Source organism: Neptunomonas antarctica, assembly GCF_001305295.1.
GTDB classification, from domain to species: domain Bacteria; phylum Pseudomonadota; class Gammaproteobacteria; order Pseudomonadales; family Balneatricaceae; genus Neptunomonas; species Neptunomonas antarctica.
On the sequence record NZ_LJSI01000044.1, the window covers coordinates 18,074 to 34,086 of the forward strand.

Below are 16,013 nucleotides of genomic sequence, written 5' to 3' on the forward strand. Positions count from 1 at the left end.
TTCATACCAAATATTAAGCGAATTGGAAACGCCAATATAAAACTGCCATCTGCAATCGGAGAACATAATACAAAAAACTCCACGTTAACAATGCAAAGGAAAAGCCTGTAGATGCATCATACTACCAGTTCATAAATAACAAATAGGCTACAATAACTAGTGCAAGAGCGATAAATTTTAATAACATTTATCTATGTGTTTCGTGTTTAATTTAAAACATTGTAACTCCGGACTTTATTTCAAGTATCAGATTACACTCTTTGGGCCAGTAGATGGGTTAACTTAACAATAGCCCCCCCCCCTCTTCAAGATTTGCTTTTACAGCCATCAATAAAGTGCCCAACACAACATTGCTTCGTATGATATTAATCCCGCCACTCACGATAAAGATACAGGTATAAAATTCAGCTATTTAGATTTAATTTATTCGATTAAAACTAAAGTATATGTTAATCAAATTAACATTGACTGCTACCTCTATACTAACTGTATAATTTGATATGTTAATTAAATATTACTAAAACTGCGTCTCTTTAACATAATGAAAAGGGGTACATATGAAGCATATCAACTTAGAATTATATGGAATCATGGATTCCAGAGAAGTTATTTATAACCCTTCCTACAATTTTCTCTATGAAGAAGAGACGAGAGATGATTTAAGTGGCTTTGAAAAAGCATATGTTACCCAGTCAGGTGCCGTATCTGTTGATACGGGCGCTTTTACGGGAAGGTCTCCAAAAGATAAATACATAGTTAAAGACAAGCTAACTACCGACATTGTGTGGTGGTCAGACCAAGCGAAGAATGATAACAAGCCTATTTCAAAAAAGGTCTGGAAAGAACTTAAAGCCGTTGCTTCTCAGCAGCTATCAGGCAAGCGTCTATTCGTTATCGACTGTTTTTGTGGAGCCAATGATAATAGTCGTTTGAAAGTTCGTTTTATTACAGAAGTGGCGTGGCAAGCTCACTTTGTGAAAAATATGTTTATTCGCCCCAGTGATGAAGAACTCATAGGTTTTAAGCCTGATTTTGTTGTGTTAAATGCATCAAAATCGGTGAACGGTCATTGGCAAGAGCAAGGATTAAACTCTGAGAACTTCGTAGCATTTAATGTTGCGGAAGGTATGCAGATCATAGGGGGTACCTGGTACGGCGGTGAGATGAAAAAAGGCCTATTCTCTGCCATGAATTACCTGCTACCTATAAAAGGTATCGCGTCCATGCATTGCTCTGCCAATGTTGGATCAGAAGGCGATGTCGCTATATTTTTTGGCTTATCCGGTACCGGAAAAACGACATTATCGACAGACCCGAAAAGATCCTTAATTGGAGATGATGAACATGGTTGGGATAAAGAAGGTGTCTTTAATTTAGAAGGCGGTTGCTACGCGAAAGTCATTGATCTGGACAAAGACAAAGAGCCTGATATTTATGCCGCCATACGAAAAGATGCCCTGCTAGAGAATGTCGTCATCAGTGAAGACGGGATCGTTGATTTTAGTAGCGCCGAAAAAACAGAAAACACGCGTGTGTCTTATCCTATTTACCATATTGATAACATCGTAAAACCTATTTCAAAAGCAGGACATGCCACCAAAGTTATTTTTCTAACAGCTGATGCTTATGGCGTATTGCCTCCGGTATCGACGTTAACCCTTGAACAAGCGATGTATTACTTTTTATCTGGCTACACATCAAAGGTAGCCGGAACAGAGCTAGGTATCAGTGAACCAGAGCCCACCTTTTCAGCGTGTTTTGGTGCTGCATTTTTAACATTGCACCCTACCAAATATTCTCACGTGTTAGCAGAACGAATGAAAGCATCAGGCGCAACCGCCTACCTGGTTAATACCGGATGGAATTTGAAAGGAGAACGTATATCTATAAAAAATACCCGCGCCATTATTGATGCCATTCTCAATGATGAAATAGATAGCGCCCCTTGCGTAACACTACGCCACTTTAATCTATCTGTTCCAACAGAAATAACGGGGGTTCCCAGTGATATTTTGCTCCCACAAAATTCATCTCCCTGTTTTGATAAGTGGGACTCTAGAGCTCGTACGTTAGCTAATCAGTTTATTAACAATTTCATTAAGTTTTCAGGTACAGAAGAAGGCAAGCTGTTAGCTCAAGCAGGCCCTGTAATATAAGATTTTTTAACGTGGGCGTTGTCCTGTTTGCCCAGGTTTCCCTGGGCTTTTTTTCACCTGGAAAAAAACCTCTGCTAAAAACCGATTTTCTGCTCTATTCTTTAAAAGAGGCTCTTAACTGACTACCCGCGAAACAGGGGGAAATAACCATGCCCACAACGTACTATCATCAACTTTTAAGCCAGTAATTCCTCTCGGTGTAAATCTTATCCTTAGCATCAGCGGCAGGAAGAGACTGCTTAAATGCCTCGCGGTTTGATAACCGAGTGTAGTACGCCGCTACGTTGGGAAACGCGTTAATATCAGTAAATAAGCGTCCGATATAAAGGCTGTAACCTACTCCCACATCGGCTGCCGAAAAACCACTTGCCAACAGGTAATCCCGACCTTGTAGTTGGTTTTCTAACACGCCAATCGCTTTTTCCAAACGTCGGGTCTCTAATTTTTGTACGGTAGGCGAACGTAAAAGTGGATCATTAATGACAATAGCTTGCTGAGTTAAGCCCGCAGCATGTACCGCAATCGTTTCTGCATAATGGATCCACTGCAACCACTCAGGTCGTTCTTTATGCCCTGGAGCACGCCATAACAATCCATTGTCATAGGTTTCACAAAGGTACTCTGCGATAGCCCCACTCTCAAATAACGTGAGTTCACCATCCTCAAGACAAGGCACGCGCCCGAGGGGATGACGACTTAAATAATCATCACTTCGCAAATCGCTGCCAAATGAAAAAAGCACGACGTCGACATCGAGCTTGAGTTCGTTAATTAACCATAGAGAACGCATTGAGCGTGCTTCATTACAATGAAAAAGTTTCAGCGCCACCTTGTTATCCTTTTTATCAACTGACATAAATTAAGATTAATACCCTAATACTCAACTACAGGCGTCAGCCAGCTCTCATTGCCAGCAGAGCCTCAACATCAATGTCCTCAAGATAGCGCGTAAAGTCAGACTCTTGCGCCTCAATAGCAACTATCGACATGCGGTCAGCAAGCTCATTACCCTCGACACCTACATGACCGTTTACATGCAGAACGTGCACCTGATCTTTAATAGACTGGTGGAGTTCAAACATTTCCTTAATCAATTCAAGGTTCTGTATCTCTCCGCTTTTCTTCTTCCAACCGTTCTTCTTCCAACCCACAGCCCACTGGGTAACACATTGAATCGAGTATTTAGAATCACAGAATATAGCCACGGACTTCCCTTTACCCATGTCATCCTTTGCCATTATCAACGCCTGAAAGAGAGCGTTTAACTCAGCGGTGTTGTTAGTGCCTTGGGGATTAAATAATCCATACCACAGCTCCTCAACAATCTCATCGCGATAGACTGCTACCCCAGACCCCGCTTTACCCGGGTTCGGCACACAGCCACCATCGGTAAATATTTTGGTATCAAACTTCAGTGCAGATACTTCACTAGCAGTGTGAGTCTTAGGAGATTGAACAGTGGCTTTCTGTGACTTAACGCCAGTGCCGGGAGCCTTGGCCTGTGTCGTACTGTCACCTCGAAAGGCAGCGTCGGCTTCTACACGGGTTTTGAATGATTTATACTTTGCACCCGCAAACCCCTTCACATGCTTATTGCAGGTGTTCCAGTCAGTAAATATGCCGGTCTCTCTTCCCTTCCATACAACGTAAAACTTCATATGTTTTTATTTCACTCAATAGATAGATTAGCCCCTAGCAAGCACGTTAGAGCCTTAATACTATGAGGATACCATCCTTGCTCAGATATTTGGTTAGGATACTGGCTAGCATTATTGAAAAAAATTCTAGTCTGCACCCCATTAAAAAACCATCTATCCACTAGCCCAACCCTCATGGATCAAGCGCAATAACCCGTTTTTGACGTTGTTCAGAAGCCACTACCGGATTCTCAGATATTTAGGGTCAGTGTAAAAACTACCCTTACGTCTTTCTAACGTGATGCGATGAAGCACTTGATAAGGGCCTTGAACATCTCTGGTTTCATATTGAGCGAATACGACTTCGTTGACCGTAAATTCGATATCATTTGAGCTGAGCTCAGAGATATCTTTCACTATATCAGATGTTTTATAGGCTTTATTATAAAACCCAAGCGTCACGTGTGGAGTATATTTACCAGAATCATTTTCTTCAGAGATATTATTCAAACACTCACGTATGGAATCCAGTCTACCCAGAGGATCACGCACAGAAAGATAAGGGCAGGTAGCAAAGCTATTACAGCCGGATAGCTGTAAAGAAAATGATTTAATATTACTTTTCTTTATCTGCTCAACCTGTCTCGTTATTAAATCTTGATGGAAATAGTTATCCGAAAGCAAGCCTGATGCAACTAACGTAATATGAGGCTGGCGCAAATAATAAGCATGTAATTTATCGGATAGATCCTCTTGATGCGTCCTTATTTTGTTCTGGCAATCCGGAGTCGAAATTTCGATCGCCCAGAATCCAAAATATTTAATACCCTTGTGCCACTCAGAAAAATCATGCAGCGCGGCCGGGTACGTAGTATCAAGATTTAAAAATTCAGAAAACATACTAATTCATCAAATTCTACAAGCAAATATAAGACGGATATTGGTGGATATTGAGGGATAGCACAGACACTGAGCCCAAATATCGCACCCCATAAATGGCTAGGTTTTTATCACAAACACCATTTCAGTACCGGGCACGCTTTTGCGTTCAAAATGCACTTCCTCCACCTTTTCAATCGATTCAACGCCTGCAAATAGCTGACGAACCTCAGCTTCCGGTACACTAAAAGGTGGCCCCTGAACCCGACTCTGGTCGTATTGCATCGTGATCATTAAATAAGACGTACCTTTGGGCAAAATCTTCCTTAAATGTGCCACATACTGAACACGCATTTCAGGTGGCAACGCCACTAAAGCCGCACGATCAAAGACGCCCTGCACATCCTGACAATCTTCTGCACTGAGATGAAAAAAGTCACCGCACAACAATCTCATTTGCTCTAATTGATAACCGCAATAATGGGTATGTGTTATCGGCGCGGCAGTGATGGCGTTTTCCGTTAAAAATTCATCTAAAGCTTTCTGACTTAGCTCCACCCCCAAAATGGTATGTCCTTGTTTTGCCAACCAGAGCATATCCAATGATTTACCGCACAAAGGCACAAGAATGGTTTCATCACCCCTGAAGCCAAGTTTTTGCCAATGAGTAGTTAAAAATGCATTCATCTCTGCTTGATGAAAACCCACCACACCTGTGGCCCACATGTCATGCCAAAAATTCGCCTGCATCTAAACGTCTACTCCAGTGTCCCGGCGGTCATGGTTATTTTTTAAAAGTGAAAACCGCTGTAATACACGCACTTTATCATCTAGGGATATTTGGAGTCTGATATTTGGGGGATATTTGATTTTAGCCAGAGAGCTTTTTCGCTTATCCCAGACATTGCAGTGAACTCTGCACCTTGGTTCCTGTCCGAGAAGATTGAGACTCTTTTTTGTTAGCTTACTTTTTTGTTACTCTATTTTTGTCTTTATTTTTGTCTTTATTTTTTAGCAGAAACTGGAATACGACATGACCTCAAAGCTCTCTGATAAAAAGTCTAGCGCCCAAGATATTCAAGCATTCATCGGCAAAGTCAAAAATGCTCCGCTGGTCACTAGCGTAGACAAGGGCAGATTGATATTTGCAATGGATGCCACCGCGAGTCGTGAGCACTGTTGGGATATGGCTAGTCAACAGCATGCTGCCATGTTTGCCGAAGCAGATAAGGTGAGTGCACTCAGTGTGCAACTTTGTTATTACCGGGGTTTTGGAGAGTTTAAAGCACTTCCCTGGGCACGCGGCGCAGATGAAATCAAAAAATCCTTACTTTCGGTACGCTGCCTGGCCGGAAAAACCCAGATTGCAAAAGTGTTATCGCATGCGTTGAGTGAAACTCGCACAAGCAAAGTAAACGCACTGGTATTTGTCGGTGATTGTGTTGAAGAAAACCCGGATTCTCTCGGAGCCTTGGCAGGCCAGTTGGGAATACTCAATCTGCCTTTATTTATTTTTCAGGAAGGTAATAATCCAGAGGTTGGAAGTATCTTCTCACAGCTGGCGACATTGAGCGGAGGCGCACATTGCCAGTTTGATCAAGGCAGTGCCAGACAGTTAGGTCAGCTGTTAGCCGCGGTTGCTGTGTATGCTACTGGCGGTAAATCTGCTTTGAAAAGTAATTTGTTGAGTAAGGATGCGAGCGTGCGACGATTATTACAGCAATTAAAGTAGTCGTGATTAAAAAGCTGCCAATAATCCAACGGTTCCCACAGAAATACCAACAACGGAAAATAAAGGGTGGTAGGCTTTGCGACTTAACTGGTACCTCAAACAAGTGAATACTTTATGTTCAGACTTGCCGTTTTAGTAGCGGTCATCATCATCGGCTTCAAGACAGTACAATATATTCGAGCCCTGAAACCGGAACAAAGAAAGAAAGCCAGTGCGAAAGCCGGTGTGGTCGCGTTGATTACGCTAATGCTCTTGCTAACAGTCACGGGAAAGCTTCATGTTTTGGCGGCGTTGGGCGCAGGTTTAGTGCTATTTGCCAAGCGCTTGTTCCCATTGCTACGTTATGTCCCGTTTTTAAAAGGCCTTTACCAGAAGGCCAAAGCTACGCAGAGCTCGGGCTCAGCGCAGCATTCTACGGTTGAAACCAGCTTGCTCAAAATGACCCTTGATCACGAAAGTGGCAATTTGGATGGTGAATTACTGGCGACTGACAGCAAGGGCAAATATCTGTCTGAATTAAGTCTGTCAGAATTAATCGATCTCTATGGCCTGGCAGAAAAGCAATATCCGGATTCGATCGAAGTCTTGGCTGCCTATATTGATCGCACGCATGGTTCTGACTGGCGCGAAGCTGCCGATGCCGATGCCGGACACTATTCTGGAGAGAGTGGACAAAACTCACGCGCAAGCGATAGCGGTGAGATGACGGCCAGTGAAGCTTATGCCGTGCTAGGTCTTGATCAAAATGCCACAGAGGAAGAAGTCATCGCAGCGCACCGCAAATTAATGCAAAAGCTCCATCCAGACCGAGGTGGCAGCAATTACCTGGCAGCAAAAATAAATCTGGCGAAGGCTTTTCTCGTGAGCCGCAATGGCAAGTAAACGCAGGACGTTCATGTTTTAAATCAGGAATAATTATCATGCAAACACAACACCTCCAGTTCCTTATGCTGTCTCCTGAAATTCTGGATTCCCTTTTGTCGCTAAAGATTCCAGATAATGAAGCACACTTGATTTCACCCAATGCAGAATGGATCGCCGAGGCCGCTTTTATGAGTAAAAGTATCACGTACGGCCTGTTCTGGAGAAAACAACCGGTCGGATTGATATCGCTCATAGACCCGCGCCTCCTGGATCAAGATGATGATAATGATCACTTTCAAGGTGACTTTCTCTACGTTTGGCGCTTGATGATTGACCAACACCATCGGCGACAAGGATACGGACGTTCGGCTATCAGATTCGCCCAAAGCTATGCGCAGCTGATTGGCCAAAAAGGGGTTTCATTAACTACCATGGATCGCGCATCACTAAACGCGTTGCCGCTTTATCAAAGTATGGGTTTTGAGCCCACTGGACGCCGTCTGGATGATGAAATTGAGCTGATTTGGCAACCCCTATGACGATCAGTACTGACTCAGGAAAGTAACCGCGGTACGCCAGGTATTAATCCGGCGGATAAATATAGGCAGAGCGTCGAAATAAATAACATCGGGTGAATATTCAAAGTTAAAGCAGCTGTCGAACGCCAGTGCGGATTCAACGGTCATGACGCTATCCATTTTAAGACTGGCAAACTTAAAAAAGGTTTTTACGCGGTAATCTTTAAGGTTACGTCGATACATAGCACTGCCACCATTATGGATTCTATGCATTATAATTCTGCATAAAGGGAAACGGTAAAACAATAACTTAGAGATGAAAATGCAGTATAAGTTTGTATAAAAATGTTTATAAATCTTGTATAAAGTTGCTTCCTAAAAAATCTAAATTGTGATTTTACTACCATTAAAAACTATCAACGATCATGAAATACAGTTGCTCTAATTACAATTCAATTGCGGAAAACCGCAACCCGCGACATATCCTAATCCATGTATTTTCATAAAAGACTCGATGCTCAGAAGAGAATAGTGACTATCGTATAGGGCACAGTACCGGGGAGCATAAACCCGGCACTGGCTTAGACACTCCTTATTCAGGGTGTCATCAACACTTAACGGTTTGCGAAGTACATTGTTACTTCGAAGCCGATGCGCATATCTTGATAAGCGGGTTTAGTCCACATAGTAAGTACCTCTATTGTTGTTATGTTTTTATTAAGAAATATCCGACGACTCGTCAGGTCATAGGAGAACTTTATAAATACTTATATATCACATTGAAGCGAAAAGAAACCTGCTTGGGCCCATAAAAATCAAACACCGGATTCATCTTATTAATACAAACTGGAGCCAATAAATCCTGGTAAGACCAGTTCGTCAATATCTCTAGATATAAAAAAATATACATGCTACTTGTTAGAACTTGTACGTTGGCCTGACCACTGAAAGCAGCCAATCGACATATGAGTCGATTGGATATCTTTCAGGATGGCAGTAGTGGCCTAATAAAAAAAATAAATAAAAGAACACGGAGCTAGTTGATGAATAACCAACAGTATCAATCTAAAAAATCCGGGCCCTATCCTGAGCTCAAAAAATTAATAAAAAAGAATACATATAGTTTTTCTCTTGGTAGCGCGGCACTAGCGCTAATGTTGTCGTCTGGAATAAGCGTTGCTTCCGATGATGATAATCTTTCCAAACTGGGGGCTTTCAAAAAAACAGATACCGCAGCCATGGTGCAGATCGACCAAGACACTAAATATGCAAACAACCTGCGCAATGTCTTGAAAGATATCGTTATGCCAAGCGGTTTTAAGATTGAACTGTTTGCCCTCGTACCCGATGCCCGACACATGGCCGTCAGCCGCAACAAGGCGACTGTTTGGGTAGGCACTCGCAAAACAACTGTATGGTCCGTTACCGATCGAGATATGGACAATGTTGCCGACACCGTTGAAGAATTCAGCCCCAGTGTGAAATTTGATATTCCCAATGGTGTTTGCTATTCACCGGATGGCTTCCTGTTCGTTGTGGAGCGCAACCGCGTCATGATGTTCCCTGCGGCCGAATACTTTATGGAAGGTTCTGACACAGTAGCGATTCCGATTGTTAAACAGGGTGAACTGATCCCGGCAGATGAAGAGTCCTATAACCACACCGCTCGGGTTTGCGCGGTGGGCGCTGATAACAAACTGTACATCAGTCTGGGGCAGCCATTTAACGTCACCCCCTCTGAAAAGGTTGAAATGTACAAGAAGGTGGGCATGGGCGGCATCATTCGCATGAATCGCGATGGATCAGAGCGTGAAGTCCTTGCAACGGGTATCCGCAACTCGGTTGGTCATGCATTTAATCCGCAAGATGGCAGCCTGTGGTTTACTGATAATCAGGTCGACGGCATGGGTGATGAAATACCACCGGGTGAGTTGAATAAGTTAGTCGAAGGCGGCTGGTACGGCCATCCTTATTACGGCGGTGGTTCTACACGCACCAACGAGTATGCAGATAAAGACATTCCTGCTGATGAAGCATCTCGCTACGTTGCTCCTCAGGTGGAAATGATCGCACATGCTGCCGACTTAGGCATGATGTTCTATACCGGAAAAATGTTCCCCGAAAAATACAAAAACGCCATCTTTAGCGCGCAGCATGGGTCTTGGAATGCGGTCAAGGCTCGTGGCGCACGCGTCATGGTTACTTTCCTTGATGATAATGGCAACGCAATCAAAACGGAGCCTTTCGCTGAAGGATGGATGAGCGACAGTGGTTTCTACTCGGGTCGCCCGGTCGACGTGCAGCAATATGTTGATGGTTCGATCCTGGTATCTGACGACAAAGCAGGGGCCATCTATCGGATTAGCTACTCCAAAAATTAACCGGTCTGCCTGACAGACGGCTTGGGTCGGGACGACATATCCCCGGCCCATTTTATAAATCTGGAAGAAAGCGGTTCTATATATGATCAATAAAGTTTTAACAGTTTCACTAACTTTCGCCTGCCTTGCTATTATCACAGCGACATCAGTCAATGCCGCTAATGTGACCGAAGGTAAAATAATCGCCGAAAAATCCTGCCAGACCTGCCATGGAATGGACGGCATCGCTACCTCACCTGTCGCTGCAAACCTTAGTGGCCAGCAGGAGGTTTATCTCCTTAATCAGCTTAAAAAATTTCGCTCAGGCAAGCGAGAAGACCCTCAGATGAGCATTATTATCAAAATGCTCAACGATGCCGATATGGAGAACGTTGCAGCCTACTATTCAGGCATAAAAATAAGTGTAAAAATGCCCGAGTAAAGGTTCGCTTTCAGGGATTTAAATGACAAGGGAAGGGTTCTTGGTCTTGGGACTCGACGATCATAACGCTATGCATTTTAAGACGGGCAAACTTAAAAAGGTTTTTACGCGGAAATGTTTAAGGTTACGTCGAACCATAGCACGGCCACCATCTTCGTAGTTGCACTACAAAAATAGTGCTTATGCAGACTTATGCTGGAAACGACAAAGTAAATGTTGTTTGCACTATAAGTCTGCATAGGTGATATCAGAAAAACAATAAGTTACCGATGAAATGGCAGTATAAGTTTGCATAAAAATGTAGTGAAAGATTGCATAAAATCACTTCCGACAAAGGCTAAATGTAAGCTATGGAACCTGCAAATAAGTACTTATCCCTGCGTGCAGGCCGCGTAGTTAGGAAGCTGAAAAACTGAATTAGGGACTTGTTCGTGCCCTCCTTAGACACCCAAAAACGTTAATGCAATTGCCAAAAATAAAACTACCATGGCGATATATATCCTTACTTAGAGCAACTCTGGACCACTAAACGCCAGCTGTTAGATTTAATCCTGTATTGCAACGATCCATTAAATCCATCGCAGTGAAAAAGAGTGCATGTCATAAGGTTTAGCTGTCTGGTAAGCTTTTGATTTTTTGATGATTAACAACAAGAGAAGATACATTTGGATAATACCCGCGGCAGTTTATATATGGTCCTTGCAATGGCTGCTTTTGCTATTGAAGATATGTTCATCAAGGCCTCAGCTAATACCATGCCTATTGGGCTTATCCTGATGTTATTTGGTTTGGGTGGTACGCTGATCTTTATATTACTGGCTTGGCAAAGAAAAGAGCAGGTATTGCAGCGCGCCATCCTTTCTCGCCCATTATTGATTCGCGCTGGTTGCGAAGTCATCGGTCGATTATGCTTTGCGCTGGCAATTACCCTTACTCCGTTATCCAGTGCTTCAGCCATATTGCAGGCTACCCCTTTAGTTGTTGTGTTAGGTGGCGCAATTATATTTGGTGAACGCGTTGGTTTGATGCGCTGGGTTGCCATATTGGTCGGCTTTACCGGTGTATTGATGGTTATTCGTCCCGGAATGGATAGTTTCAATCCCGCATCATTGTTTGCGGTTATCAGCACATTGGGATTTGCCGGCCGTGATCTGGCGACCCGCGCAGCACCTCCTTTACTCTCCAATATTCAACTGGGAGTCTATGGTTTTTTTGTATTGATACCGACAGGTTTAATTGTTCAACTCTATTCGGGAGAATCGCTCACCGTTAATTCTGAAGCCAGTATTCAGATAATTGGAGCGATTGCTTTTGGTGTAGTCGCTTATAACTCACTGACTATCGCTATGCGAAATGGTGCTATTTCGGTTGTTACTCCTTTTCGTTATACACGGTTGTTGTTTGCCCTAATTCTAGGCGTGATCATTTTTGATGAGCGTCCTGACTTGATGACCTTAACAGGGGCTCTGATTGTTGTAGGTAGCGGGGTCTTCACTTTGTTTCATAGCCGGCGAATTGTGAGTATTAAACCGTAAATATATATGTTGTCTAATACTGAGCTAGAATTTTTCTCCGAAGCCCATAGACCTATGCTGCTGTGGTCCCGACAAATGCTATGACACAGACTCTATGCAGTGTGTTTCATAGCAGAGGGAGATTATCCGACCGGTATCAGCAGTGCGGGCTTTGTTCAAGAGCATTTAGCGGCGTCACTGACACCGCATAGGCCATACGTGTTGTTCCCACCAGATTTTGCATAAAGTTACTTCCGAAAAAGCCTTAATGGTAGCTTGTAAAAAACGACAATTAACAGCTGTCAAAGAGCATGAAATAGGAAGATAAAATCAGCAGGCATGCCGCCTTATTTGCTATGAAAATGGGCTCGGCAGAACGTCTGCTTTGTTGTGTGGATTCAGTGGATAAGCGACCTAAATGGCTCAGCGTCGAGCAAGCGTTGCGACTGGTCCGTGCCAAAAGCCGACATAAAAGTATATATGGTGAGCCTTTTTATAAATCAAAATAATAAGCGGGTTATGTTGAACGTCCATATAAAACCAATGGTTGTAAACCGCCATAAATGATGCGATGACTTCTACTTTTAGCTTGGGTTAAAAAAGGGAGGATTACCGCTTGAACTTGCCATTGCAGACAACACTATCCAACCAGTTTTTATAAAAAATGGAATCAGCATATCTTAATAAAACAAAGTTTTGACGCTAAAAATCATATCCAAACTTTTTTTACAGCTCCCCTTTGCTCTCTAACAGCACTACGTAGCTCATTAAAGAGTGCCAAAGTAAAATTATTGGACTCCCCCTCATTTTTTGGTTTAACTAAGCCTAAAAGGGAGTACGAACCATCCTGAGTTTGTAAGGCAATGCGCGAATTCCTTGTTAACAAATCCACAGGATTTTTAGATAACTTAATATTTACAATTTCAAACAACCAAATGGAAATGTGTGTATGGAATAATATGCCCTTACGTATATCAATTCGCCTTTCATAAATATCATATTTGGTAGTAACAGAACGAAGTATTAGATCTACAAATGTAGGTAAAAAAATTATTATCATATATAGCATTAAACCAAATGAATCTGCTATAGATCCGAAGATATCCCTTGAATATATAGAAATTATATTTAAGTAAGCATCTAGATATAATAATGTGAAAAAAATACTACTAAACACCAATATAGCAATATGAGTTGAAAAGCTTGTAGGACGTCTATACTTTGATGAATACAGTAACATGCCCGGACCATCTTCATCTTGTGTTTCAAAAACAGTACGTTTTGGTTCACCCACTATAGTAGGCTCTATGCCTAGTTCGGCAAGTTTTTTCTGCGCGACATCCAAATCAGGATCAATCAATAAAGCCATATGATACTTTTCTATGGCTTTATCTTTATCTCCTTGCCTCTCTTTTGTCAGCCCTAAATAATACCAAGCCAATGAATTTTTGGGTTCAACCTCGATCAAAGCACTAAAGCTGGCTCCAGCTTCCTTGAATTTTTTAAGCCTGAAATCACACACCCCTAACTTATATAACGCCTCAAAATTATCATCTGAACTTTCTACTACTTCGGCAAATAGTGGGCGTGCCAAGGTGATTTTATTCTTATTAAAATACTGATTGGCTAATTTAAGATTCGATTCCAAAACATATACTCCTACGCTGGTGCATCTGATGCATCTGATGCTTCTGCATTTGCTGCATCAGCCGATGGTGCCGGTGATGGTGGCTCGTCTTTTTCACAACCATACATGCTCTCGTTCTCATCAGACACTCTAACTTCTCCATTTTCTTTAATGTCGCCAATATCTTTACCCTCGCCATTCACTTCATCATCGTCAACTTCTTTAACTTCGCCATTTTCTTTAATGTCGCCAATATCTTTATCATAGTCATCCTTGTTATCATGCTTATCAAACAAATCATTGGGTTCATCTGGGTCAGGATAGTCCATATCTAATTCTGCTGTAGTTACCTCAGCGTCAACATGATCAGATGATGAATTTAAATCAACACTATCCTCATCCGAACCCCAAGGGTTTTGCTCAGATGTTGAATCAGAGGGTTGTGAGATAATATCATCATCGTCTGAAGTGATTGCTGGATAAGAAACAAGTTCATCTTCATTAGATAATACGTTAATTTGAGGTTCATCTGGATCAGGATCGTTGTATATATCCAGATGTACGGCAGCTACCTTAGCATGGTCAAATGATGGATTTGAATCAGAGGGCTCTGAAGCAATATCATCCTCGGCCGGATAAGGAGCAATACCTTCTTCACTCGATAAGAATTCAACGAGAGGTTCATCTGGATCACCTGTATAAAAATGGCCGTCAACTAATTGAGGGTTCATTGGATCAAAGGGTTGTAAAATAATGTCATTCTCGGCAGGAGGAGAACGTCGATCAAAAAAGTCTGTTATTATCGATTCTACTGAATCAAAACGTCGATTAACAAGGTCTGTAATTTCCGGTTCGACTGAATCAAAACTATCCTCATCTGAGCCCCAAGGGTTTTGTATAGATGCTGAATCAGAGGGTTCTGAAGTAACACCATTATCGGCTTGATCAGTTACTTCAGCTGCTTTTATCATCTCACTGACTTGCCGGTTTATATCATCTACAATATCAGTCCAACTTTGTATAATTAAAATATTATTACTTTCAATAAAATAGAGACCTGATTCATCATAGCTAGATTTGTATCTATACTCCGAAGCGTTAAATGCTTTTTCCGCGCCAGATTGAATCGTGTATCCGCTGAAAATCTCATCAAGTTTTCCCTCAGAAAGCCGTGTAGGATTTACACTCACATTAGATCCTTGATCTTTTTCTACTAAGTAAGCCTGTATTACATGCTTCTCTCTAGTGCTTAATTTTTCTACTTTCGGTAATAAATGATTGTAAAGAGCCCTTTGAACATCTGTCATACTTTTTAGGTCAGCATCATAATTTTCATCGATACCAGCTGCTACTGCTATTGAAAGGGCTCCATACATGTCATATCGTTGATCAGCAATCTCTCCAGTTAAATTCGATGTAGCAAGATCAATAAAACTACCTAATATCGATTTACCTAAAGTTTTACCCACTTGTAATGGATTGATTTTCCTCCCGCCTTTTACAATATCCCAAACTTGCCCTTGGAACTTTTCTGGATTGTCAGATGGGGCAGCCATAATCGGATTTTCAGGTAGCGCTATTTCCCGTCTTATTAAGTCCGCTTCAGGTTCAACCAACTTCTGGAATAGTTCTTTTCCATCTAACCAGTCTTGATCAAAGTTATCAGGAAAGCGTTCATTTCGAAGCTCCGTCAGTTCTGATTCATCCTTTACGTCTTCCTCCTTTTTTGGAATAGGGTCCGGGACATTATTATATTCAATGTCAATAAGAGCACTGCGATTCTCGGCCACATCATATTCAGCATCAGGGTTCTCTGGTTCATCTATACCAGGCTCTACAGCCCACTCACCCATCGGAATCACACTTATTCTCTCAGAATCAACTCCTTGGTCGACTAGCCATGCTTTTAGCCATTGGGCTCGTTTAAGAGATAGATTACGATTGAATGAATTTGAACCTGGATGGCTGGCATAACCGCGGATAATGACTTTATTCTGAGTGCCAACAATATCGTGCTGTATTCTGTCGAAATATTGAATCAAATTTTTCTGTGTTTTAAGGTCAGGTACCGATTTCCCAAATTCGAACCCCACTCCATTTTCAGGCTGAGAAACGAATTCTTTTTCATTAATCGGGTCACCAAGTATTATCTTTGACTTCCTACTCATAATGCACCCCTTCTTTCTCAATGATATAAACATTGATCTTCATACTCTCACGGTGCAATTGAAAAATACAATATAAGTTATATCGATGTTCACCCTTCAGTTAAAGGTGTCATGTG

General features: G+C 42.1%; 15 protein-coding genes. 7 read left to right on the forward strand and 8 right to left on the reverse strand.

All coding sequences use genetic code 11. The features are described from left to right. Positions 1-557 precede the first annotated feature (557 nt). Entirely contained in the window at positions 558-2,156 is a 1,599-nt protein-coding gene (gene pckA / locus Nant_RS11040) for a phosphoenolpyruvate carboxykinase (ATP) (protein ID WP_054341711.1), read from the forward strand. 169 nt (positions 2,157-2,325) lie between these two features. Here the strand turns inward: pckA and Nant_RS11045 are convergent, their stop codons facing one another. From Nant_RS11045 to Nant_RS11060, 4 genes are all read right to left on the reverse strand, one after another. After that, complete coding sequence (locus Nant_RS11045) at positions 2,326-2,985, reverse strand: glutathione S-transferase family protein (protein ID WP_238377124.1); 660 nt, start codon at positions 2,983-2,985, stop codon at positions 2,326-2,328. A gap of 64 nt (positions 2,986-3,049) precedes the next feature. Continuing rightward, entirely contained in the window at positions 3,050-3,814 is a 765-nt protein-coding gene (locus tag Nant_RS11050; RefSeq protein WP_054341712.1) for a ribonuclease H family protein, read from the reverse strand. 219 nt (positions 3,815-4,033) lie between these two features. After that, entirely contained in the window at positions 4,034-4,693 is a 660-nt protein-coding gene (locus Nant_RS11055) for a 2'-5' RNA ligase family protein (protein ID WP_054341713.1), read from the reverse strand. 99 nt (positions 4,694-4,792) lie between these two features. Then, positions 4,793-5,422 carry a thiopurine S-methyltransferase gene (locus Nant_RS11060; RefSeq protein ID WP_054341714.1) on the reverse strand — a complete coding sequence of 210 codons (630 nt, stop codon included), beginning with the start codon at positions 5,420-5,422 and terminating at the stop codon, positions 4,793-4,795. 283 nt (positions 5,423-5,705) lie between these two features. Here Nant_RS11060 and Nant_RS11065 point away from each other — a divergent pair, with 283 nt between their 5' ends. The 3 genes from Nant_RS11065 (at position 5,706) to Nant_RS11075 (ending at position 7,807) form a co-directional block, all read left to right on the forward strand. Next, complete coding sequence (locus Nant_RS11065; RefSeq protein ID WP_054341715.1) at positions 5,706-6,404, forward strand: hypothetical protein; 699 nt, start codon at positions 5,706-5,708, stop codon at positions 6,402-6,404. Between the two features lie 114 nt (positions 6,405-6,518). Further along, complete coding sequence (locus Nant_RS11070; RefSeq protein WP_054341716.1) at positions 6,519-7,286, forward strand: DnaJ domain-containing protein; 768 nt, start codon at positions 6,519-6,521, stop codon at positions 7,284-7,286. A 38-nt stretch (positions 7,287-7,324) separates the two neighbouring features. Further along, positions 7,325-7,807 carry a GNAT family N-acetyltransferase gene (locus Nant_RS11075; RefSeq protein WP_054341717.1) on the forward strand — a complete coding sequence of 161 codons (483 nt, stop codon included), beginning with the start codon at positions 7,325-7,327 and terminating at the stop codon, positions 7,805-7,807. 3 nt (positions 7,808-7,810) lie between these two features. Here Nant_RS11075 and Nant_RS11080 read toward each other — a convergent pair whose 3' ends face one another. Further along, on the reverse strand, positions 7,811-8,059 hold the full coding sequence (locus tag Nant_RS11080) for a hypothetical protein (protein WP_143773513.1): 249 nt from the start codon (positions 8,057-8,059) through the stop codon (positions 7,811-7,813). 341 nt (positions 8,060-8,400) lie between these two features. Next, entirely contained in the window at positions 8,401-8,472 is a 72-nt protein-coding gene (gene pqqA, locus Nant_RS21050) for a pyrroloquinoline quinone precursor peptide PqqA (protein WP_075173578.1), read from the reverse strand. A 357-nt stretch (positions 8,473-8,829) separates the two neighbouring features. Between pqqA and Nant_RS11085 the strand changes: the two genes are divergently transcribed. The 3 genes from Nant_RS11085 to Nant_RS11095 all read left to right on the forward strand — a co-directional run bounded on the left by Nant_RS11085 (position 8,830) and on the right by Nant_RS11095 (position 12,123). Then, positions 8,830-10,167: a PQQ-dependent sugar dehydrogenase gene (locus tag Nant_RS11085; protein WP_238377125.1), complete on the forward strand. Its 1,338-nt coding sequence runs from the start codon at positions 8,830-8,832 to the stop codon at positions 10,165-10,167. 82 nt (positions 10,168-10,249) lie between these two features. Further along, a complete protein-coding gene (locus Nant_RS11090; protein WP_076495978.1) occupies positions 10,250-10,588 on the forward strand; it encodes a c-type cytochrome in 339 nt (112 codons plus the stop codon). A 665-nt stretch (positions 10,589-11,253) separates the two neighbouring features. Further along, positions 11,254-12,123 (forward strand): DMT family transporter, encoded by an 870-nt coding sequence (locus Nant_RS11095; protein WP_202905001.1) that lies wholly within the window; start codon positions 11,254-11,256, stop codon positions 12,121-12,123. Positions 12,124-12,811: 688 nt separating this feature from the next. Here the strand turns inward: Nant_RS11095 and Nant_RS11100 are convergent. Together Nant_RS11100 and Nant_RS11105 are read right to left on the reverse strand one after the other, a co-directional pair. Further along, entirely contained in the window at positions 12,812-13,750 is a 939-nt protein-coding gene (locus tag Nant_RS11100) for a PH domain-containing protein (RefSeq protein ID WP_054341719.1), read from the reverse strand. An 11-nt stretch (positions 13,751-13,761) separates the two neighbouring features. Further along, positions 13,762-15,897, reverse strand: coding sequence for an OmpA family protein (locus tag Nant_RS11105; RefSeq protein WP_054341720.1), 2,136 nt, complete (start codon positions 15,895-15,897; stop codon positions 13,762-13,764). Between the last annotated feature and the right edge of the window lie 116 nt (positions 15,898-16,013).

Bases quoted from the DNA above. Each gene is read 5' to 3' on its own strand.
- pckA (WP_054341711.1), top strand. From the start codon at position 558: ATGAAGCATATCAACTTAGAATTATATGGAATCATGGATTCCAGAGAA.
- Nant_RS11050 (WP_054341712.1), bottom strand. From the start codon at position 3,814: ATGAAGTTTTACGTTGTATGGAAGGGAAGAGAGACCGGCATATTTACT.
- Nant_RS11055 (WP_054341713.1), bottom strand. From the start codon at position 4,693: ATGTTTTCTGAATTTTTAAATCTTGATACTACGTACCCGGCCGCGCTG.
- Nant_RS11060 (WP_054341714.1), bottom strand. From the start codon at position 5,422: ATGCAGGCGAATTTTTGGCATGACATGTGGGCCACAGGTGTGGTGGGT.
- Nant_RS11065 (WP_054341715.1), top strand. From the start codon at position 5,706: ATGACCTCAAAGCTCTCTGATAAAAAGTCTAGCGCCCAAGATATTCAA.
- Nant_RS11070 (WP_054341716.1), top strand. From the start codon at position 6,519: ATGTTCAGACTTGCCGTTTTAGTAGCGGTCATCATCATCGGCTTCAAG.
- Nant_RS11075 (WP_054341717.1), top strand. From the start codon at position 7,325: ATGCAAACACAACACCTCCAGTTCCTTATGCTGTCTCCTGAAATTCTG.
- Nant_RS11080 (WP_143773513.1), bottom strand. From the start codon at position 8,059: ATGCATAGAATCCATAATGGTGGCAGTGCTATGTATCGACGTAACCTT.
- Nant_RS11085 (WP_238377125.1), top strand. From the start codon at position 8,830: ATGAATAACCAACAGTATCAATCTAAAAAATCCGGGCCCTATCCTGAG.
- Nant_RS11090 (WP_076495978.1), top strand. From the start codon at position 10,250: ATGATCAATAAAGTTTTAACAGTTTCACTAACTTTCGCCTGCCTTGCT.
- Nant_RS11105 (WP_054341720.1), bottom strand. From the start codon at position 15,897: ATGAGTAGGAAGTCAAAGATAATACTTGGTGACCCGATTAATGAAAAA.